Origin of the sequence: Proteus sp. STS61-E, assembly GCF_040932335.1 — a bacterium.
Taxonomy (GTDB): Bacteria; Pseudomonadota; Gammaproteobacteria; order Enterobacterales; family Enterobacteriaceae; genus Proteus; species Proteus mirabilis_B.
Genome location: NZ_JBFQGE010000001.1, coordinates 640,963 through 662,949, shown reverse-complemented (window position 1 = coordinate 662,949; position 21,987 = coordinate 640,963). Strand labels below are relative to the sequence as shown.

Genomic DNA, 21,987 nt, shown 5'->3' with positions numbered 1-21,987 from the left:
AAAAGCGGATGATATCAATCATCCGCTTTTATGTCTTTAAAATCGTGTTTATTGTCAATCGGCTAGCACTAATTGCGGCTTAATCTCTTTTACTTTAGCTAGATATTCTTGTTTATCTTTACCTGTTAAACCATCAGCACGAGGTAAGGTCGCTGTTAGTGGATTGACTGCTTGTTGGTTGATCCACAGCTCATAGTGCAAATGAGGTCCCGTAGAACGCCCTGTATTGCCTGATAACGCAATTCTATCTCCACGCTTAACACGTTGCCCTGGTTTTACAAGTAACTGGCGTAAGTGCATATAACGTGTCGTATATTGGCTACCATGACGAATAGCGATAAAGTTACCTGCAGCACCACTGTATTTCGCCACAATAACTTCGCCATCCCCTGTTGCTAATACTGGTGTACCTACTGGCATAGCAAAGTCGACACCTTTATGAGCAGCTAAACGACCTGTCACAGGGTTAATACGACGAGGGTTAAATTGAGAGGAAACTCTAAACTGCTTCACTGTTGGGAATCGCATAAATCCACGTTCTAATCCACCAGCTTGGCTATCATAAAAACGACCATCTTCAGCAAGGAAAGCATAGTAGTCTTTACCTGCGCTGCGTAAACGCACACCAATAAGTTCACTTTGTTCTGTACGGCCATCGAGCACTTCGCGAGAAAAGAGTGCTGCAAATTGATCGCCACTTTGTAGTTTTTTAAAGTCTACTTGCCATTGCAATGCTTTAGTCACCGCACGGGCTTCTGAATTAGTTAAACCTGCATTCGTTGCACTAACAGAGAAACTTCCACGAATAACACCGGTGGTAACACTGTTTTTCCACTCACCTTTTTGAAACTCTTTTGTCTCTTTAAAGCCCGTTTCTGTACGGGTATAAACACGAGTTTCACGGCGAGAAACACCCCAACTTAACTCTTTTAGTAACCCATTATCATCAAGTTCCCAACTAATAGGTTGCCCGATTTTAAGGTTTCTAAGATCTTTATTTTGATTGGAGATAGTCGCGATATCAGCAGAATCAATGCCAAACTGAGTCAATATTGAACTTAATGAATCACCACTAGAGACAATATAAGTATGAGGGACTTGTGCAACTGCGGTGCTTGTATCGGAACCATCATCAGCATCAACTAAGCCTTCGTCAGTAAGTTGATCACTACTGTCAGTGATAATGTCATCTGTATTTTCATCTTGATTGACAAGAGGCATTTGGATGCTGACAGGAACGTCTCGGCTTTGCTCATTTTGAAGAACCACTGGTCGCCAAATTGCGACGGCCAGTGTTGCTGCAGTTAACGAACCAAGCATGATCTTATGTGGGAGTGGTAAACTTAAATATACCTGTGCAATGGATTTCTTCTGCTGCACGTTCTTAATTCCTTATTGTGTTTCATTCAGGCAGCTCGCATATTGGTTAGCTAGTTGGGTAAGGAATTTTATATAGCTCTCTTGAGTCAGAGCAATCCCACTTCCTAGGGGGTCTAATACACCCATTTTAACCCCAGTGCCTTTCGCCACTGTTTCTATTACTGTCGGCCTAAATTGTGGCTCAGCAAAAATGCAAGTTGCTTTTTGCTCAACCAACTGTGTTCGTATTTGATGTAATTTCTGCGCACCCGGCTGTATTTCAGGGTTGATCGTAAAATGACCTAACGGCTTTAAATTATAATGTTTTTCGAAGTAGCCATAAGCATCATGAAAGACAAAATAACCCTTATTTCTCACAGGCGACAGAATATTAACAAGATTCTTATCAGTTTGCTTGAGTTGTTCGCTGAATTTACCTAGGTTTACGTCCAGAAGTTCTTTTTTATCTGGATAGAGTGTAATTAACCTTTCGTGGATCTGTTTTGCAGACGACAACGCAATCTCTGGCGATAACCAGATGTGCATATTATAATCACCGTGAGAATGATGTTCGTGATTTTCCTCATGTTTATGCACATTGTCATCATCATCTTTCAATAAAAGTGACTTTATTTCGTCAGTTTCCGCTAAAGCCAACTTATGATTGTCAGTAAGTCTGTTTAATGGCTTATCTAAAAACACTTCCATATCAGGCCCCACCCATACCATCAGGTCTGCTGAAGTGATTTTTTTCAAATCAGAGGGTTTTAACGCATAATCGTGTGGAGATGCCCCATCTGGTAATAAAACTTCTGTTGGTGTTACTCCATCAGCGATAGCAGCAGCAATAAATCCTAGTGGTCTAATGGAAACGACGACATCAGCCTGCACTGAAGCACTGAATGAGCTTATCATCGCTGTAGCTAAAAATGATTTCAATAAAAAACGGTGCGCAAATTTGTTGTTTTTATGTAACATAAGAAGAATTCTCGTGAATCATCATTGGAAATGTTATATTATAACGTTTCAATGATTCTGCAAGTGCTAATTTTATGTCTGACTTGATTTGTTTAAAATCGGTTTGTGTTTCTTTTGGTGAAAGAGAAATTTTAAAAGATATCTCTTTTGATCTAAAAGCAGGCCGTATTCTTACTTTACTTGGCCCTAATGGTGCGGGTAAATCTACGGTTATCCGTTTAGTTCTTGGTTTATTAAATCCAACCTCAGGAAAAGTTGAGCGTCAAAATGCGCTACGCGTGGGCTATGTGCCACAAAAACTTTATCTCGATCCCACAATGCCACTCACCGTTAAACGGTTTATGACACTAAAACCAGGTGTTCATGATAAAGATATTCTCCCAGCTTTAGAACGAGTTAATGCGGCGAAATTAATCGATCAGCCTATGCAGAAACTTTCTGGTGGTGAGTCTCAACGTGTCTTGTTAGCAAGAGCGTTGCTTAATCAGCCCCAACTTTTAGTTTTAGACGAACCCACTCAAGGTGTTGATGTTAATGGTCAATTAGCACTTTATGATTTGATTAATCAGCTTCGTCACGAATTAGGTTGTGCCATCTTAATGGTTTCTCATGATCTTCATCTTGTGATGGCAAAAACAGACGAAGTCCTCTGCTTAAATGGTCATATTTGCTGTTCAGGCACACCTGACGTTGTTTCTTCTCATCCCGAATTTATTGCCATGTTTGGAAGTCGTGGTGCTGAGCAACTTGGTATTTATCGTCATCATCACCAGCATAGTAAGGAGTGTCGTCATGATTGAGTTGCTGTTACCGGGTTGGATTGCCGGTATGCTCTTAGCAATGGCGGCGGGCCCTTTGGGCTCTTTTGTCGTTTGGCGTCGTATGTCTTATTTCGGTGATACCTTGGCGCATGCTTCACTACTTGGTGTTGCGTTTGGTTTACTGTTTAATATCGAACCTTTTTACGCTGTTATTGCAGTCACCCTTCTTCTCGCTATTCTATTGGTTTGGTTAGAATTAAAACCTCAACTTTCTGTCGATACGCTTTTAGGGATCATGGCACACAGTGCACTTTCTTTAGGGCTTGTGGTCGTCAGTTTAATGTCGAATGTGCGTGTTGATTTAATGGCTTATCTGTTTGGTGATTTGCTGTCTGTAAACTATCAAGACGTTATCAGTATCTTTGTTGGTGTTGTGATTGTTTTATTTGTCATTATTCGCTCATGGCGTCCTCTGCTTTCCATGACAATTAATCAAGATATGGCGTTTGTTGATGGAGTGAATATTCAACGAGAACGCTTAAAGTTAATGATGATCACCGCGCTAACCATTGGTTTAGCCATGAAATTTGTAGGTGCACTGATCATTACCTCTTTACTGATCATTCCCGCAGCAACCGCTCGTCGTTTCGCTCGTTCTCCAGAACAAATGGCTCTGATTGCAATCGCTGTTGGTATGTTGGCAATTACAGGTGGTTTAACCTTCTCTGCTTTCTATGACACACCTGCGGGCCCTTCTGTTGTTTTAGCCGCGAGTTGTCTATTTATCTTGAGTTTATTTGCACCTACTAAACAGTAATCAAATAATCCAAATTTAATACAAAAATAACCCTTGATGGAATGACTCCATCAAGGGTTATTTTTTATTTATGATAAATGACAAAACGTAAATTTAGTCTTCTACAATACGATTAAAATGACGATAGGCGTGATTAGTGGCAACTCGACCTCTTGGTGTGCGTTGAATAAAACCTTGCTGAATTAAATAAGGTTCTAATACATCTTCTATAGTTTCACGCTCTTCACCAATAGCTGCTGCAAGGTTATCTAATCCTACTGGGCCACCCATAAATTTATCAATGATGGCAAAAAGAAGTTTACGATCTAAATAGTCAAAACCTGCCGCATCCACATTCAACATATCAAGTGCTTTAGACGCAATTTCTTCATCAATAGCACCATTGCCCTTTACTTGGGCAAAGTCTCTCACACGGCGCAATAGTCGATTAGTAATACGTGGAGTACCTCGTGAACGCATAGCAATTTGGCGAGCACCTTCGTCTGTCATCTCTAATCCCATAAAACTAGCACTGCGAGAGACAATGTGCTGAAGATCGTCAACATTATAAAACTCAAGACGTTGAACAATACCAAAACGGTCACGCAATGGAGACGTTAAAGAGCCTGCTCGTGTGGTTGCCCCCACTAAGGTAAATGGAGGTAAATCAATTTTAATTGAGCGAGCCGCCGGTCCTTCACCAATCATGATATCGAGTTGATAATCTTCCATTGCAGGATAAAGAATTTCTTCAACAACCGGTGAAAGGCGATGGATTTCATCAATAAACAGCACGTCATGAGGTTCAAGGTTAGTTAGCATAGCCGCTAAATCACCGGCTTTTTCAAGCACAGGACCTGATGTCGTGCGTAAATTAACACCCATTTCATTAGCAATAATATTTGCTAAGGTGGTTTTACCTAATCCGGGAGGTCCAAAAATAAGCAAATGATCGAGTGCATCATGACGCAATTTAGCCGCCTGAATAAAAATCTCCATTTGTTCTCGAACTTGCGGTTGCCCAACATATTCGGCGAGAGATTTAGGGCGAATAGCCCTATCAATAATTTCTTCTTCAGGTTGTTGAATTTCTGCTGAAATCAGGCGATCTGCTTCAATCACAATGTGTTACTCCTAAATAGCCGCGCGCAACGCTTCTTTAATAAGCGTTTCGCTATCTGTACCCAGTTTTGCCACTTTGCTGATCATTTTTGCAGCTTCTTGTGGTTTATAGCCTAATGCGATTAATGCAGCAGAGGCTTCGGCTTCAATATCAGCCGCTTTTGGCGCTTTAGGTGAAGTGCTTTCTGGTAGCTCGATATCACTATTTTCGAATAAATCACCATTAAGACCTTTAAAGCGATCTTTCATTTCAACCACTAAACGCTCAGCGGTTTTCTTACCTACGCCCGGTAATTTCACTAATGAAGTGATAGATTCATTTTCAATAGCAGTCACGAATTGGCGAGCAGACATGCCAGATAAAATGGCTAAAGCGAGTTTAGGCCCCACACCATTGACTTTAATTAATTCACGAAAGAGTGCGCGCTCTTGTTTTTGGTTAAAACCATAAAGTAATTGTGCATCTTCGCGCACGATAAATTGCGTGTAGATAATGGCTTCTTGACCAATATCAGGCAATTCATAAAAACAGGTCATTGGCATATTGATTTCATAACCTACACCATTACCTGCCTCGATCAGCACCACTGGTGGCTGTTTTTCAAGAATAATTCCTCTGATACGACCTATCACCCTAACGCCTCCGCAAAAATAATTACGTCAAGTTTATAACATAAAAAAAGCTGGACGTATATCCAGCTTGTGAAAAACCAAAGACATTTGCCAAGATAACAACTTATCTTAACCGACCTCGCGTTAAAACCAGACGCGGATCACCTACACGTAATAAATTTTGGTTAAAGTGACAATGTGTAATCGCAATTGCTAATGCATCGGCTGCATCCGATTGTGGTGCCGCGGATAATTTTAATATTGAACGCACCATATGTTGCACTTGGCTTTTTTCAGCCGCACCTGTACCCACAACGGTCTGTTTAACTTGGCGAGCTGCATATTCAAAAACAGGTAAATCGTTATTAACTGCCGCAAGTATTGCTACACCACGCGCTTGCCCAAGTTTGAGTGCCGAGTCAGCATTTTTTGCCATAAACACTTGCTCAACGGCAAACACATCTGGCGAAAATTGAGTAATAATTTCGCTAACACCAGCATAAATACGTTTAAGTCGATTTGGAAGGTCGGGAACTTGTGTGCGAATACAACCGCTTCCCAAATAGATAAGTTGTCGCCCTTGCTGCCGAATTACACCGTAGCCTGTAACACGCGAACCGGGGTCTATACCTAGAATGATAGCCATATCAATTCCTGTTGCCGATATGGTCGATGGCGAGAGAAAAGAGCAAAAAAATCTGCTCTGCTCTTCTCTTCGCACTTTTAATAACAGCCTTAAACACCGTTATTTTTGATAATCGCTAGAACGATTACAGGATATCTTCCAGTTGTTTTGCAACTTCATCTGAGATATCACCGTTGTGATACACTTCTTGCACGTCATCACTGTCTTCTAACATATCGATAAGACGCATTAATTTTGGTGCAGTTTCAATATCTAATTCTGCTTTAGTCGATGGGATCATAGAAACTTCTGCTGATTCAGCAACAAAACCTGCTGCATCCATCGCATCTTTTACTTCACCAAAAGATTCTGGTGTGGTGTAAACATCAATAGCACCATCATCAAAAGTTTCAACGTCGTCAGCACCGGCTTCTAACGCAGCTTCCATAATAGCATCTTCATCAACACCCGGTGCGTATGAAATAACACCTTTTTTGGTAAACAGATAAGATACAGAACCATCTGTTCCTAAGTTACCACCTGTTTTGGTAAATGCATGGCGAACATCGGAAACAGTACGGTTACGATTATCACTTAAGCATTCAACCATCACAGCAGTACCTGCTGGGCCATAGCCTTCATAAATGATGGTTTCCATATTATCGTTCTCATCATTACCCACACCTCGTGCAATTGCACGGTTTAAGGTGTCACGAGTCATGTTGTTCGATAATGCTTTATCAACTGCCGCACGTAAGCGCGGGTTAGTTGCAGGATCACCACCACCTAAACGTGCTGCTGTAACTAATTCACGGATGATTTTAGTGAAAATTTTACCGCGTTTCGCATCTTGCGCTGCTTTACGGTGTTTTGTATTGGCCCATTTACTATGACCTGCCATGAAATATCTCCAAACGTGGTCTAATCATTAAATAACAAATTCTTCAATCGCTTGCTGATTACTGGCGGATTTTGTTAATTTTGCCGCCAGTGGTGCGTCTAGCCATTGGTATTGCGAATGCTCAGTTAGCACAATATCTCGCTCTGTGGGCAGTGCTAATGTAAACCAATGTTCCTGACAATGTGTGACATCTGGTGCATAACGATGTCGAAAATGTGCAAAAATCTCAAAAAGAATTGAGCGGTGGCAATCCACCAGCTCAAGATTTTCTTTTATGATATCAATTCCAACTTCTTCTTGCACTTCGCGCAACGCCGTTTGAAAAGGCGATTCTTCCGCTTCTAAACTGCCGGTCACAGATTGCCAGAAATCAGGATCATCTCGACGCTTTAGCATAAGCACCCGTTTGGTTTCTTTTGCATAAATAACAACTAAAACGGATATCGGGCGCTTATATTTCATCATTTACTCTTTATCTTCGCTAACTTCTTTTTGAGTTACTGCAATCGCTAACTCTTTTAAAGAATCTTCATTAGCAAAGCTTGGTGCATTAGTCATTAAACACGCAGCAGCAGTTGTTTTAGGGAAAGCAATAACATCACGAATGTTATCAGTACCCGTTAATAACATCACTAAACGGTCTAAACCGAATGCTAAACCTGCATGTGGTGGAGTACCAAATTTAAGCGCATCTAATAAGAAACCAAATTTCTCTTGTTGCTCATTCGGTGCAATACCTAAAATGCTAAAGACTGCTTGTTGCATTTCATTACGGTGAATACGTACTGAACCGCCACCTACTTCATAACCATTGATAACCATATCATAAGCATTTGCCACTGCACCTACTGGGTGAGCAGTCAATTCAGCTGGTGATAAGTCTTTTGGAGAAGTAAATGGATGGTGCATCGCACTTAAGCTACCTGTTTCTTCATCTTCTTCAAACATTGGGAAGTCGATAACCCACAATGGTTTCCATGCATTTAAATCGGTTAACTCAAGATCACGACCCACTTTCAGACGCAGAGCACCCATCGCATCACTCATTGTGCCTTTACGACCTGCACCAAAGAAAATTAAATCACCGTCTGTTGCGTCTGTTGTTTCTAAAATTGAGTTAACAACATCGTTAGTCAGGAATTTAGCGATTGGACTTTGTACACCTTCAATGCCTTTCGCGCTTTCATTGACTTTCATCCACGCAAGGCCTTTAGCGCCGTAAATACCAACAAACTGTGTATATTCGTCGATATTTTTACGGGTTAATGATGCGCCACCCGGTACACGCAATGCGATAACACGGCATCTTTCATCATTTGCTGCTTGTGCAAATACACTGAACTCAACATCTTTGACTAAATCAGCGATGTCTTTAAGTTCCATTGGGTTACGTAAATCTGGTTTGTCCGAACCATAACGACGCATTGCTTCAGCAAAAGTCATTACTGGGAACGCACCTAAATCGACATTCAGAATATCTAACCATAATGCATGGATCATACGCTCCATCACTTCGCGCACTTGGTCTGCACTCATAAAAGAGGTTTCAACATCGATTTGTGTAAATTCAGGCTGACGGTCAGCACGTAAGTCTTCATCACGGAAGCATTTTACGATTTGATAGTAACGATCAAAGCCAGACATCATCAGTAGCTGTTTAAAAAGCTGTGGTGATTGTGGTAATGCGTAGAATTTACCTTTATGTACACGGCTTGGGACTAAATAGTCACGCGCACCTTCTGGTGTCGCTTTTGTCAGCATTGGGGTTTCAACATCAAGGAAACCTTCACCATCCATAAAACGGCGAACAAAGCTTGTGATTTTAGCACGGGTTTTTAAGCGATCTGACATTTCAGGGCGACGCAGGTCTAAATAACGATAAGTTAAACGACGCTCTTCAGTATTTGTTTGATTGCTATCTAACGGTAATGGCTCTGAACGGTTAAAAATAGACAGAGATTCTGCCGCTAACTCAATTTCACCTGTTGCCATATTTTTATTAACTTGGCTATCAGGACGAGCGCGTACTGTTCCTGTGACTTGAATACAAAATTCATTACGCAGTTCTGAAGCCTGAGAAAATGCCTCTTTCTGCTCTGGGTCAAAGAAGACTTGAACAATACCTTCGCGATCTCGCATATCAATAAAGATAAGTCCACCTAAGTCACGGCGACGGTTAACCCAACCACAAAGAGTCACTTTTTGGCCCACATGGGCGCTATTCAACTGCCCACAATAATTAGTACGCATACAATATCCTTTTACTCAGCTTGTTGTGCTTTCTGCTGCGGAAATTTTGGCAATAGTCTTTTTCGAGTAGTGTCAAAAAAAAGGCAGACATTATAACGAAAATTCTTCCCGGAGATAAGAGTATAGACCTAGTTTATATGATACATCTTTTCAAGGATTTGCTAATCCCCAAACAATTAATTAATAATAATTATTTATAGCGACAGAAGTCGCTTTGAGGTTTATCATTAAATTCGCCGTTTTTTGGCTTTGGCAATGGAGAAAAGATGGTTAGCTCGCTTTATATCGTACTGGGCGCACTATTATTGATTAAATTGTCCCTCAATGTCGTAAAACTCAGAACACAATATCGGGTTGCTTATGGTGATGGTGGCTTTTATGAATTACAAACAGCCATCCGTGTTCACGGCAATGCGGTAGAATATATTCCTATTTCCATGATCTTATTGCTGGTCATGGAAATGAATGGTGCTTTTGTTTGGATGGTACACATCTGTGGCTCAATTTTAATCGCAGGTCGTTTTTTACACTCTTATGGATTAAAACACCGTGAACTTCGCTGGCGTCGTTCAGGCATGGCAGCCACTTACTTATCAATGGTATTGATGATCATTGCTAATATTTATTTCCTTCCTTGGATACAAATCTTTTCCTTTTATTACTAAGTCCTCGCGGGAATAACATGATCATCCATGATCAAAACCGACATCCTTGCTGTTGTGTCTAATAACGGCAAGGTATCAAAAAGGTTTATTTATTTTTTCCAATTTCTTTCTAAATAATGCAACTTTGTGAGCACCGTCGCTTCTGGTAGAATGCTTGCTTCTTTTATTCCTTAAACCTATTTTAGTTATGTCGAATTCAAAATCATCACAACAAGACAGCTTATTTGCGACACCTATCGCTAACCTTGGTGACTGGCGCTTTGATGAAAAAGTCGCTGAAGTGTTTCCTGATATGATAAAACGCTCAGTACCGGGTTACTCTAATATCATCTCCATGATTGGTATGCTTGCAGGTCGCTTTGTTACACCCAATAGCCAAGTCTACGATTTAGGCTGTTCTTTAGGTGCAGCAACCCTTTCCATGCGTCGTAATATTGATGCCACTGGTTGCAAAATTATTGGTGTTGATAATTCACCGGCAATGGTAGAACGCTGTCAGCGCCATATTGATGCCTATAAAGCAGATACACCCGTTGATATTATTGAAGGTGATATTCTTGATATCGAGATCAACAACGCCTCAATGGTCGTACTTAACTTCACCTTGCAATTCTTAGCACCAAACGATCGCCAAATATTATTAAACCGAATTTACCAAGGTCTTAATCCCGGCGGTGTGTTAGTACTTTCTGAAAAATTCAGTTTTGAAGATAAAGAAATTGGTGAGTTACTGTTTAATATGCACCATGATTTCAAACGCGCTAATGGTTACAGTGAATTAGAAATTAGCCAAAAACGTAGCATGTTAGAAAATGTTATGCTGACCGATTCTGTTGAAACACATAAAACGCGCTTACATAATGCAGGTTTCCCACATGCGGAAGTTTGGTTCCAATGTTTTAATTTCGGCTCTCTTTTAGCGATTAAAGGCAATAATTAATGATTAATTTTGGCTCGTTTTATCAACTTATTGCGCAAGATGAGCGCTTATTTCATTGGTTAGATACATTACCTGCTCAATTATCAGAATGGCGCTCAAATGCGTTACACGGTCACTTTTCCTCATGGGAAAGAATGCTTGATGGCTTGCCAGAGATTGCCCCTACTGAGATTGACTTAAAAAATGGCGTGATTGCTCAGCATACTCCAGCATTAAGCGCAGGCGAGCAACTGGGATTAAGCAACGTTTTAAAAAATTTAATGCCGTGGCGTAAAGGTCCATTTTCACTTTATGGCGTCGATATCGACACAGAATGGCGCTCTGATTGGAAGTGGGATCGTGTTTTACCGCATCTTTCACCACTTGAAGGCCGTTTAGTATTAGATGTTGGTTGTGGCAGTGGTTATCACATGTGGCGGATGTTAGGTGAAGGCGCAGAATTTGTTGTCGGGATCGACCCTACTCAACTTTTCTTATGTCAATTTGAAGCAGTCAGAAAATTATTAGGTAATGACCAACGCGCACATTTAATTCCTGTTGGTATTGAGCAAATGCCAGAATTAAATGCCTTCGATACCGTATTTTCTATGGGTGTACTTTATCATCGCCGCTCACCTCTTGATCATTTATGGCAATTAAAGAACCAATTAGTGTCTGGTGGCGAATTAGTATTAGAAAGCCTCGTTGTTGATGGTGATGAATTCCAATGTCTGATCCCGGGTGAACGTTATGCGCAAATGCGTAATGTGTACTTTATTCCATCTGCAAAAATGCTGAAAGTTTGGCTAGAAAAATGTGGCTTTAAAGATGTGCGCATTGTCGATGAAAACACAACCTCTCTTGATGAACAACGTAAAACGGATTGGATGGTAACGGATTCATTAGAGGCATTCTTAGATGCTGATGATAAAACAAAAACAGTTGAAGGTTATCCGGCACCTAAACGTGCGATATTAATTGCAACTAAGCCTTAAGTTTTATTTATTTTAAGTGTGTTACAGATAATCATTACAAAAAGGGTATCTTATCGAGATATCCTTTTTTTCATATCAATCTAAATATTTAAAATTACTTATTCTAACTTAAACCATATTTACATCGATAAAATTGACTCTATAAAAGTTCATCATGGCGAAATATAAAGAAAACAAACAAGCTAAACAAAAAAGGATCGCACAACAAAAACAACAATCTCTGGCTCTTAACGAGTGCCGAAAAGAGAATGAAAAACGAGAACTCTTTTTTTCTAATCAAAATTTTTTAGAAAGTGAGTCATCTATTGTACTTACGCCATTGCAGCGTAAAATCAGTGCGTTATTCTCTTGGTTTGATTATTTTACTCAATTCTTTTATATCGCTTTTATTATTACCGCATGGTGTTATCCCGCGTTGTTTAGCGTTCAAACCATTTATAATTTAACCGTTATTTTTATCTTTGAGTTTGTTCTTGTTCATTCAGGCCTATTTATGGCTGTGCTAGCACGAACTAAACTTATTTTTGTTCTTATCCCTGCTTATAGCGTATTCGCCTTTATGATTAATAGTTTTGTTATGGGCGATGAAAACATTGTACTTTGGCTCTACGCGGTTATCATCGCTAATCGCCTTATTGGTAGCTATCAAGCAAAAAGTAGAGAAGCTTGGAATAAAAACGTTCTTAATTCCGCATATATGACGCTCAATTTTCTATTTTGCATATTCTTAATTGCAATAATTCGCTTTATTGTTCCTTATGGTGGATTAACACCTGAATATTTAAACAAAGTAAATTATTTAAATTTAATCACCTCTCATAGTGAATATTTTAATGCACCTCATGTTGGCATGGCGTTAGGAACACTTTTATATACCATTCCTTTTATTTTTCTGACAATGACAATGTTTTCACCTCTTTATAGAAAAATTAAATTTAAATATAGTTATAACAGAGAAAAAGCAACTCGCGGATCACGACGTTAATCTCCTATTGATCTGGGCATGTTTGTCGCTATAATGAGCGCGTTACATTCCCTATCCTATTTTATTTTTTAAGAGGCACTTCCCTACGATGAATTAAATTCTGCCAGAAAATTTTTTCAAATACCTTTTGGGTATTTATTTTCTGTTACTGGCAGACAATAATTTATTTCGTCGCATCTAAAATAGATCACGGCTGTCTGCCACCTATTTCGTTTAGGAGGTATTACTATGACAATAGCCTGTCACTTCTCACAACTTACTATCGAATTTAATCAGCAAGTTCTTTTTCCACCATTAACTCGCTCATTGGCTTGTCAGCAAAATGCATTAATCGGTCATAACGGTAAAGGAAAATCTGTACTATTAAGATTATTAGCACAAAAAATATTACCGACATCAGGCAAAGTTAATTGGAATATGCCTTTTGTTCACGTTGATCAATTAACCCGATTACAAGGCGATACACTTGCTCAAGCGTTAGATATTCATGAAATTTATCTGGCATTTCAACGCGTTGATGCAGGTATTGCTACATTAGAAGATATTGAGTTACTCGATGGCAAATGGCAGCTTCCTGTTACGTGGCAGAATTTATTAGATTCAGCACAACTCCCTGTCGCATTAGATACCCCTATCGCACATCTAAGTGGTGGAGAACAGACACGTTTAGCACTTTGCCGCGCTTTTTTATGCGAGCAGAGTTTTCTGCTCTTAGATGAGCCAGATAACCATCTTGATTATCAAGGACAACAATGGTTAATAAAACAGTTAGCTCAGCACAAAGCAGGATCTCTTATTGTTAGTCATAATCGAAACTTGCTCTCATATGCGGATACGATTCTTGAATTAAGTGAGAAAGGTTTATCTGAATATGGAGGAAATTATACTTTATATGAGACACAAAAAAGTGCAGAAATAGCCTCGTTGGAAGCCGCAAGTGATCGACTAAACAGCCAAATTAAAAATGAGAAACGCCAGCAACAAGCGACATTACAAAAAGCAGCACAACGAAAACGACAAGGCGAATCAATTAGGCAAAGTGGCTCCCAGTGCTTACTTTTATTGGATATGCAAACAAATCGGGCTGAACAAAGACAATCTGCAGTTGCAAAGCGTCATCAGCGCGTAATCGATGATATGCAATCTCAAAAACAAGGTGTCGATGAGGAAAAATCACATGTTCATCAACAAAAAATGGTGTTGAATTATCAAAGTGATGGTCACCGTTTAAATGTATTTGTTGATAATCTTCAACTTCCATATGGTTATCAGAGCCCGATTTCATTTTCAGCTTACGGTAATGAACATTGGCATATTAAAGGTAAAAACGGATGTGGGAAATCAACATTATTAAAATGTTTGATCGAACAAATTGCACCTCTTTCTGGTGAGTTTCGTCTAAACAAAGACTATTGCTATCTCGATCAACACCTTGCTTTACTTGATAAAACATTGCCTGTTGCACAAGCACTACACCAATATCAGCCTGCTATTTCTATTGAGCAATGGCGAACACGCCTTGGTATGTTGAGAATTAGAGGTGATAAATCTTTACTACCGCTCGAAAAACTAAGTGGTGGCGAGCAATTAAAAGCAACGTTATTGGCCTTAACTCATAGCCCAAAACCACCTGCGGTATTATTACTCGATGAGCCAGATAATCACCTTGATATCGAGTCCAAACAACTATTGGAAAATTTACTCGTTGAATATCAGGGGACATTATTACTAGTTTCGCATGATGAAGCTTTTGTGGAACGCTGTGGCATTACACATACGTTATTATTAGGCGAGATTATATAAAAAAACTGCGCCATAAAGGCGCAGTTCTAAAATCGTTAATTTGTGCTAATTAAGATGCTAATGGTGCATGAATACTCATAATATCTTTCATTGCTCCAACCGTATCTTCATCCACACAGTAATGCGTAAATTCATCTACTTCACTATCAGAGCTCATTGTTACACCCGCTTTACGATAAATCATAGTTGAAGGTGCTACTTTTCCTGCTGAACTGTGTATTTCTTTTAATCCTACATCTAGGAATTTTTGGATATTACTGAGCCTTACACCAGCCCCCGCCATAATGATAGGGCCCTGTGTTTTCTCATTTAACGTTCGTAATAATGGCAAACCTAGTTCCGCGTTTGCCTGCTGCCCTGACGTTAGAATACGAGAAACACCTAGCTGAGTCAGTTGTTCTAGCGCTAATAATGGATTAATACACATATCAAAAGCGCGATGAAAAGTAATGGCTAATGGGCCTGCAAGCTCCATTAAAATTTCCATTTTAGGTAAATCAATATGCCCTTCTTCATTTAAAAGACCAACAACTGCTCCTGAAAACCCCATATCACGGATCAAACTAATATCATTTTTCATTGCTGAAAAATCAGCTTGTGTATAACAAAAATCACCACCACGAGGGCGAACAATGGGATGAACGGGAATACGAACCAAATCTCTGACTTGTCTTAGCATTCCAAAGCTTGGCGTAATGCCACCTTCTGCTGGACTCGTGCACAGCTCTATTCTGTCTGCACCCGCTCGTTCTGCTACCAACGCACATTCAGTGCCAAAACAACAAATCTCCAACGTAGCCATATCATCCCTCTCCATCCTTAATAAAGAAAGTAATCAGAAAATAAACATCATTTCTTAGCGATTTCTAACAATAGTTGTCGAATCTCGTTATTCATTCAATTCTGCTATCAGAATTTTGTGCTGACACAAGCAAACTATTTTCTGAAAGTGTCGCTCAACACTCACTTTCTACGATTTCAAGTAACGAATAAGGATGATACTTCACTGTGACTTTTCCATTAGAAATAGCCACTGTTGGATTAGGTAAACGTTCTTTCTCACCTTTAGGTTCACTGATTTTTAAGCTAACACTCTCAGGTAACATTTCAGGTAAAAATGACATAACTTTAGTCACTAAATCAGTTGGCTCAACGGGGATCACTTGCTCAATATGCTCCCAACCTTGATACTCATATTTTTTATTTGTGGGAAAAGGTAACTCAACGATGGAAACAGATTGATTTAAAATAGTTAATGGCGTTTCTAATTGAAATAAATATATTGGTCGTCCATTAATTACATTATCAGAAATACACTTTCCACACTGACTTAATCCTGCTCTCCACTGCTCCGCTAACGCTAAATCGTGACAACGTAACGATACGTGATCCGTGAGATGGGCGGATAAATCTATACTCAAACTATTGGCAAATAGCGTCATATTTTCTTCAAACAAAGAAAGCTCGTGAGTTAAATCATTTAATTGAGGAATTGAAGAAAATAACACCATTTTGAATAACCTTAATGAAAAAACAGAGAAAAAACCTTAAAGATAAGGCCGAGATGGTAGCATGTTCTAGCCGGAATATGTTATAAATTCAAGGTTAATCCCAATTCTTTATAAAAAACCTGTCAGGCTTTTGTCGTCAGGTTTTATTTTCTCAATAATTTAAGGTAACCCGGTGAATATTCAGGCTTTTCTTTCAGAAAAAATCAGTGTGGCAATGTGTGCTGCTGGCGCACCCGCTGATAGCGAACCTCTTGTCCGTCAGTCAGCCAAAGTACAATTTGGTGACTATCAGGCAAATGGTGTCATGGGAGCTGCAAAAAAAATGGGGACCCCACCCCGACAACTCGCAGAAAAGATCTTAGAAAAGCTCGATATTACGGATGTTGCAGATAAAGTTGAAATCGCAGGCCCGGGTTTTATCAATATCTTTTTATCTCCACAATGGGTTGCCAAGCAAGCTGAAGCCGCATTAGCGGATGAACATCTAAACGTAACACCCGTTGAACCTCAAACTATTGTTATCGACTACTCATCTCCGAACGTTGCGAAACAGATGCACGTTGGTCACTTACGCTCGACCATTATTGGTGATGCAAGTGCGCGTACTTTGTCTTTCTTAGGTCATAATGTTGTTCGTGCTAATCACCTTGGTGATTGGGGTACGCAATTTGGTATGTTAATTGCGTATTTAGAGAAAAAACAGAATGAAAATGCCGCTGATATGGCGTTGTCTGATCTCGAAGAATTCTATCGCGAAGCGAAAAAACATTATGATGAAGATGAAGTATTCGCAGAGCGTGCCCGTAATTATGTTGTGAAATTACAAAGTGGTGATGAATACTGCCGTACAATGTGGCGCAAATTAGTTGATATCACCATGCAACAAAACCAAGTGACTTATCAACGCCTTAACGTCACATTAACCGAAGATGACATTATGGGTGAAAGTCTTTATAACCCAATGTTAGCGGGTATTGTTGCTGATTTAAAAGCAAAAGGTCTTGCAGTAGAAAGTGAAGGTGCAACGGTTGTTTTCCTTGATGAGTATAAAAACAAGGAAGGTGAACCTATGGGTGTTATCGTTCAGAAAAAAGACGGTGGCTACCTATATACAACAACCGATATTGCTTGTGCAAAATACCGTCACGAAACATTACACGCTGATCGCGTACTCTATTATATTGACTCTCGTCAGCACCAGCATTTAATGCAAGCTTGGACGATTGTTCGTAAAGCAGGCTACATCCCTGATTCAATGTCACTCGAACACCATATGTTCGGTATGATGTTAGGTAAAGATGGTCGTCCGTTTAAAACTCGTTCTGGTGGCACTATTCGTTTAACCGATTTACTTGATGAAGCTCAAGAAAGAGCGCGTACATTAATCGCTGAAAAAAATCCAGATATGGATAAAGACGAATTAAATAACGTTGCTCGCGTTGTGGGTATTGGTGCTGTTAAATACGCTGACTTGTCAAAAAACCGTACAACAGATTACATCTTTGATTGGGATCTGATGTTAAGTTTTGAAGGTAATACAGCACCTTATATGCAATATGCATATACTCGTGTTGCTTCAATCTTCAAACGTGCAGAAATTGATGAAAATGCGTTAACACAACCTATCGCACTAACACAATCTCATGAGAAACAACTTGCATTACGTTTAGTCCAATTTGATGAAACCATTATGCAAGTTTCCCGTGAAGGAACGCCTCACGTTATGTGTGCTTATCTTTATGATCTGGCACAAGCCTTCTCTGGTTTTTATGAAAACTGCCCTATTTTATCTGCTGAAGATGAAAACACTCGTCAAAGCCGTCTAAAACTGGCTCGTTTAACCGCGAGAACCTTAAAACAAGGTTTAGATACTTTAGGCATTGAAACCGTAGATAGAATGTAATTCATCTCTATTTTCAAATAGCAGTGATAAAAAAACCGATGGCATTAACCATCGGTTTTTTATTATGCATTAAGTCTTAATTCAATATAGCTAAAATAACACTTCAAACAATTGTCTAATCAAACTTCCAAATGCTACTTAATCATTAGTCTTCATTAGCAGTTATAACATCCTGACACAGTAGCCCTCTAATATCTTTTGCATCAATCCAACCATCTACACTATCTATTGGCTTACTAGGGCTGTATAAGCGGTCATTGACATCTTTAGCGGTGAAAGCAAGCTTCTCATTAGTTTTGTCAAATACGCCCACACAGTTAACTGGAGTGAGTCTTGAGGTATTAATTTTTCCGTCAGCAGTACAACCTGCAAGAAATAATGTAGCTAATGATACAGAAATGATAATTGCTTTTTTCATAGTAGCTCCTTGACGCTTTTATTTTTATTTTTACCAAAAACCACAAAGTGATTATTTAGTAGTCTTTAAACTAGAAATATTTAATGATTTATAACTGCTTTGAGTATAACGAATAAATGGAGAAATATTTGAGTTATTGAGCTATTAATAAAAAAAAATAAGAAATATTGAGAAGGAATAGAAAAGAGAGGGAAAAACAGAAAACAACGGCGGACAAATGAAAGCAATAATTAGTGTACCATACTGAATTCTCAGTAATCTAATTATCTATTAAAAATAGATTTAGCATTAATTTCATTATTCACACGACTTATTGTTTACTGCTTATCCCCAGCAATCGTGTTACCTATTTGAAGCGCAGACAAAATAGATATGATCACTTTCAGTAGTACTGAACGATAACAAGCAAATAACTTTACAGTCACGGTTAATCTACCTGAATAAAGAAATAATAATATGTCTTAAATCAAAAAAATTAAATGTTTTAAAATATACTGCAATATTTTGAAATATTTGCAATATCTCATCATTAAGTAAGAAATATTTAACAGATGTGTCAATTTTTAAACCTATACAACACAAGAGAGTTTATCTAAAAAAAGATAATTCGTCAAACCGTAAGTGCTTAGAATATAGTGTCTATTTTTTTACTTTATGTAGAATCTCACCATTAGTAAACAAATTGTCTAAAGATATTCGATATGATTAATGATTAGATAAACTTATTAATAACCATCAAAAAATGTGTTCCAATGCCTAAAATCTGTATAAACTATTTAGAAATTGGAAAAAAAATTTAATAAAAAAAAGAGCAAGAAAAATGTTTTTTGTTTTTTCTTGCTCTTTTTTCTCTTTCTAAGAGTAGTCAGAATCATGTGACTAAATGCTAGAAGTGTGATCTATGACGCATTATAAATAGTCTAAAAATAGAGAAAGGTTCTAAACGAGGAAAGTTGTGTTGATAAAAACATTGTTAATTTTGCAACTCCTCGCTTTTATACAAAAGCGAGGAGTCACTGTTTCAGTTATAACGCACGTAGTGAGAAATGACGAGGTCTAAACCCTAATGCATACAGCGCAACAAAATAACTCCCTGCTCCGGCAACTACAACCAACAACAAGCGCAATATACGCATTGGCATACTACCAATATCCCAACTTGGCATGATCCACAACATTCCAGCTAATACAGCGCCCATTACGGCAAGCGCAATAATAAGTTTCAATAAGAACACAGGCCAGCCAGCTAAAGGTTGATAGATATCTTTCTTACGGATTTGCCAAAACAACATAGAAGCATTGAAACAAGCCGCAATACCGATTGAGAGCGCAAGGCCCACATGTTTTAAACTACCAATAAATGCAAGGTTCATTAATTGTGTGAGGATCAATGTGGCAATTGCAATTTTTACGGGTGTTTTAATATCCTGACGAGAATAAAAACCTGGTGCTAAGATTTTTATGATAATCAACCCCATTAGCCCAACACAGTAAGCGATTAGTGCTTGTTGTGTCATCAATGCATCATGAGCATTAAAATTACCATACTGGAATAAAGATGCTGTTAAAGGCCCTGATAGTACCGCTAGACCAATAGTACAAGGCAGTGCTAATAAAAAGCACAGTCTTAACCCCCAATCCATCAGTTTTCTATATTCTTCAGTGTTGCCACTGGCGAAGCTCTTAGATAATGAAGGAAGTAAGATTGTACCTAATGCAACCCCTAATACCCCTGTCGGTAACTCCATCAAGCGGTCTGCGTAATACATCCAAGAAACGGAACCAGAAACTAAAAAGGAAGCAAAAATAGTATTGATAATCAATGATATTTGGCTAACTGAAACGCCTAAAATAGCAGGTCCCATCAATTTCATCACACGCCAAACACCGCTATTTCTAAATGAGATACGCGGTAAAACAAGCATACCGATTTTTTTCAAATGTGGTAATTGATACCCAAGTTGTAATATCCCTCCCGCAACAACCGCCCACGCCAAAGCCATAATAGGAGGATTACAGTAAGGGGCGACGACTAAAGCAAAAAAGATCATGCTGACATTGAGGAGCGTCGGTGCAAAAGCGGGTACTGAAAACCGATTCCAAGTATTTAAAATAGAGCCTGTCAATGAAGCTAATGAAATAAGAAAAATATAAGGAAAGGTGATCCGTAATAGATCAGTTGTTAATTGAAATTTGTCAGGTGAACTACTAAAACCCGGTGCTGTAACATAAATCACCCAAGGCGCAGCAATAATACCAATCACGGTGACCACGGCTAAAATAAGCGTCAGCATACCCGAAACATAAGCAATAAAGGTACGCGTTGCTTCCTCACCTTGCTGATTTTTATATTCTGCCAAGATGGGAACAAATGCTTGAGAAAATGCCCCTTCTGCAAAAATACGACGTAATAAGTTTGGCAATTTAAAAGCAACAAAAAAAGCATCTGTTGCCATACCTGCGCCAAAAATACGCGCAATAATTGCATCACGAATAAATCCAAGTACCCGTGAAAATAAGGTCATTGAACTCACGGCGGCGAGTGATTTAAGTAAATTCATAAAGTCATTCTAATTTTTGTTGAATGGAATAAAAAGAAAGGGACTATACTCCGTCTCTAACATCGAAAAATCAATCTTCAATTAGCTAAGAATACGCTGACTCTACTTATCTTCGACTAACCAAAGCGATTAAAAAATAGCAACTTATGGCTTCGTGAGCATTTTTTTCAACATCACTTCCAGCATAATTTGGTTCTCTCTTTCATTAAATTCAGGATCAATAACATTTCTTCCCATTGAACCATCTGCGATAACTAACAACCATGTTGCAATTTTCTCAGGCTCAAGTGTTGAGTCTATCTGCCCTTTTTTAATACCGTTTTTCAGCATCGCAATCAAACGTTGTTTATTGTTTCTCTCATTTTCAATAAAAATCTCGTGAATGCTCGCATTACGTGAGGCTTCAGCAAAAATTTCAATGCTAATACGTGCATATTCTGGGTGATTATAGAGCTCTATAATTTCCTTCATTAAATCGATAATTGCCTGTATGCACTCTTCTTCAGTTTCATAACGACAAAAAATATCGTCAAATAGTTGTGCATCTTCTAATGCTATCGCTTCAATAATCGAATTTTTATTTGGAAAGTAATGAAATACATTTCCTGGACTCATACCTGCTTCATGACAGATTTCTGCTGTTGATGTGGAGTGAAAACCTTTTACAGCAAAGCAACGTATTGCAGCATCAATAATATGCTTCATTTTCGCTTTTTGTTTTTCAGTAACAGTCTTGTTCATAACATTAAAAATCTCTGGACAAAATAAATTAGACTGATTAGTCTATAAATAACTAGACCAAACAGTCTAAAAAGTTAACCCT

General features: G+C 38.8%; 21 protein-coding genes. 8 read left to right on the top strand and 13 right to left on the bottom strand.

What is annotated here, in order from left to right:
* Positions 1-54 precede the first annotated feature (54 nt).
* Positions 55-1,380 (bottom strand): murein DD-endopeptidase MepM, encoded by a 1,326-nt coding sequence (gene mepM, locus AB4J89_RS03115; protein ID WP_088495459.1) that lies wholly within the window; start codon positions 1,378-1,380, stop codon positions 55-57.
* Between the two features lie 12 nt (positions 1,381-1,392).
* Positions 1,393-2,337, bottom strand: a complete 945-nt coding sequence (znuA, locus tag AB4J89_RS03110) for a zinc ABC transporter substrate-binding protein ZnuA (protein ID WP_088495458.1) — start codon at positions 2,335-2,337, stop codon at positions 1,393-1,395.
* Positions 2,338-2,411: 74 nt separating this feature from the next.
* Between znuA and znuC the strand changes: the two genes are divergently transcribed.
* Together znuC and znuB are read left to right on the top strand one after the other, a co-directional pair.
* Complete coding sequence (gene znuC, locus AB4J89_RS03105) at positions 2,412-3,137, top strand: zinc ABC transporter ATP-binding protein ZnuC (RefSeq protein ID WP_088495457.1); 726 nt, start codon at positions 2,412-2,414, stop codon at positions 3,135-3,137.
* The gene (znuB, locus tag AB4J89_RS03100) at positions 3,130-3,915 is read left to right on the top strand and encodes a zinc ABC transporter permease subunit ZnuB (protein ID WP_088495456.1); all 786 of its coding nucleotides are present in this window, start codon (positions 3,130-3,132) and stop codon (positions 3,913-3,915) included. The genes znuC and znuB overlap by 8 nt, the downstream gene beginning before the upstream one ends.
* A gap of 93 nt (positions 3,916-4,008) precedes the next feature.
* On the opposite strand, the gene ruvB is transcribed toward znuB, so the two are convergent.
* The 6 genes from ruvB to aspS form a co-directional block, all read right to left on the bottom strand.
* Positions 4,009-5,016 (bottom strand): Holliday junction branch migration DNA helicase RuvB, encoded by a 1,008-nt coding sequence (gene ruvB / locus AB4J89_RS03095; protein ID WP_102949499.1) that lies wholly within the window; start codon positions 5,014-5,016, stop codon positions 4,009-4,011.
* A gap of 12 nt (positions 5,017-5,028) precedes the next feature.
* Entirely contained in the window at positions 5,029-5,649 is a 621-nt protein-coding gene (gene ruvA / locus AB4J89_RS03090; RefSeq protein ID WP_075671063.1) for a Holliday junction branch migration protein RuvA, read from the bottom strand.
* A gap of 103 nt (positions 5,650-5,752) precedes the next feature.
* Positions 5,753-6,274: a crossover junction endodeoxyribonuclease RuvC gene (ruvC, locus tag AB4J89_RS03085; protein ID WP_006536599.1), complete on the bottom strand. Its 522-nt coding sequence runs from the start codon at positions 6,272-6,274 to the stop codon at positions 5,753-5,755.
* A gap of 124 nt (positions 6,275-6,398) precedes the next feature.
* The gene (locus AB4J89_RS03080; RefSeq protein WP_098942656.1) at positions 6,399-7,154 is read right to left on the bottom strand and encodes a YebC/PmpR family DNA-binding transcriptional regulator; all 756 of its coding nucleotides are present in this window, start codon (positions 7,152-7,154) and stop codon (positions 6,399-6,401) included.
* Between the two features lie 27 nt (positions 7,155-7,181).
* Positions 7,182-7,616, bottom strand: coding sequence for a dihydroneopterin triphosphate diphosphatase (gene nudB, locus AB4J89_RS03075; protein WP_162556804.1), 435 nt, complete (start codon positions 7,614-7,616; stop codon positions 7,182-7,184).
* A gap of 3 nt (positions 7,617-7,619) precedes the next feature.
* On the bottom strand, positions 7,620-9,404 hold the full coding sequence (aspS, locus tag AB4J89_RS03070; RefSeq protein ID WP_368468018.1) for an aspartate--tRNA ligase: 1,785 nt from the start codon (positions 9,402-9,404) through the stop codon (positions 7,620-7,622).
* Positions 9,405-9,670: 266 nt separating this feature from the next.
* Here aspS and AB4J89_RS03065 point away from each other — a divergent pair, with 266 nt between their 5' ends.
* From AB4J89_RS03065 to AB4J89_RS03045, 5 genes are all read left to right on the top strand, one after another.
* The gene (locus AB4J89_RS03065; protein ID WP_023582071.1) at positions 9,671-10,069 is read left to right on the top strand and encodes an MAPEG family protein; all 399 of its coding nucleotides are present in this window, start codon (positions 9,671-9,673) and stop codon (positions 10,067-10,069) included.
* Positions 10,070-10,256: 187 nt separating this feature from the next.
* Positions 10,257-11,009, top strand: a complete 753-nt coding sequence (cmoA, locus tag AB4J89_RS03060; protein WP_088496029.1) for a carboxy-S-adenosyl-L-methionine synthase CmoA — start codon at positions 10,257-10,259, stop codon at positions 11,007-11,009.
* On the top strand, positions 11,009-11,983 hold the full coding sequence (cmoB, locus tag AB4J89_RS03055; RefSeq protein ID WP_194950580.1) for a tRNA 5-methoxyuridine(34)/uridine 5-oxyacetic acid(34) synthase CmoB: 975 nt from the start codon (positions 11,009-11,011) through the stop codon (positions 11,981-11,983). Before cmoA ends, cmoB begins: the two co-directional genes overlap by 1 nt.
* 154 nt (positions 11,984-12,137) lie before the next feature.
* Positions 12,138-12,968, top strand: coding sequence for a hypothetical protein (locus tag AB4J89_RS03050; protein ID WP_311754888.1), 831 nt, complete (start codon positions 12,138-12,140; stop codon positions 12,966-12,968).
* Between the two features lie 228 nt (positions 12,969-13,196).
* Complete coding sequence (locus AB4J89_RS03045) at positions 13,197-14,771, top strand: ATP-binding cassette domain-containing protein (protein WP_311754889.1); 1,575 nt, start codon at positions 13,197-13,199, stop codon at positions 14,769-14,771.
* 49 nt (positions 14,772-14,820) lie between these two features.
* Here the strand turns inward: AB4J89_RS03045 and cutC are convergent, their stop codons facing one another.
* Both cutC and AB4J89_RS03035 read right to left on the bottom strand, forming a co-directional pair.
* Positions 14,821-15,573, bottom strand: coding sequence for a copper homeostasis protein CutC (cutC, locus tag AB4J89_RS03040; protein ID WP_368468014.1), 753 nt, complete (start codon positions 15,571-15,573; stop codon positions 14,821-14,823).
* A gap of 154 nt (positions 15,574-15,727) precedes the next feature.
* Positions 15,728-16,282: a VOC family protein gene (locus AB4J89_RS03035; RefSeq protein ID WP_088495448.1), complete on the bottom strand. Its 555-nt coding sequence runs from the start codon at positions 16,280-16,282 to the stop codon at positions 15,728-15,730.
* A 172-nt stretch (positions 16,283-16,454) separates the two neighbouring features.
* Between AB4J89_RS03035 and argS the strand changes: the two genes are divergently transcribed.
* Entirely contained in the window at positions 16,455-18,185 is a 1,731-nt protein-coding gene (gene argS / locus AB4J89_RS03030) for an arginine--tRNA ligase (protein WP_311754890.1), read from the top strand.
* Between the two features lie 145 nt (positions 18,186-18,330).
* Here the strand turns inward: argS and AB4J89_RS03025 are convergent, their stop codons facing one another.
* The 3 genes from AB4J89_RS03025 to AB4J89_RS03015 all read right to left on the bottom strand — a co-directional run bounded on the left by AB4J89_RS03025 (position 18,331) and on the right by AB4J89_RS03015 (position 21,905).
* Positions 18,331-18,603 (bottom strand): hypothetical protein, encoded by a 273-nt coding sequence (locus tag AB4J89_RS03025; protein WP_088495446.1) that lies wholly within the window; start codon positions 18,601-18,603, stop codon positions 18,331-18,333.
* Positions 18,604-19,628: 1,025 nt separating this feature from the next.
* The gene (murJ, locus tag AB4J89_RS03020) at positions 19,629-21,164 is read right to left on the bottom strand and encodes a murein biosynthesis integral membrane protein MurJ (protein WP_088495445.1); all 1,536 of its coding nucleotides are present in this window, start codon (positions 21,162-21,164) and stop codon (positions 19,629-19,631) included.
* Between the two features lie 144 nt (positions 21,165-21,308).
* Entirely contained in the window at positions 21,309-21,905 is a 597-nt protein-coding gene (locus AB4J89_RS03015; protein ID WP_311754891.1) for a TetR/AcrR family transcriptional regulator, read from the bottom strand.
* Positions 21,906-21,987: the final 82 nt, after the last annotated feature.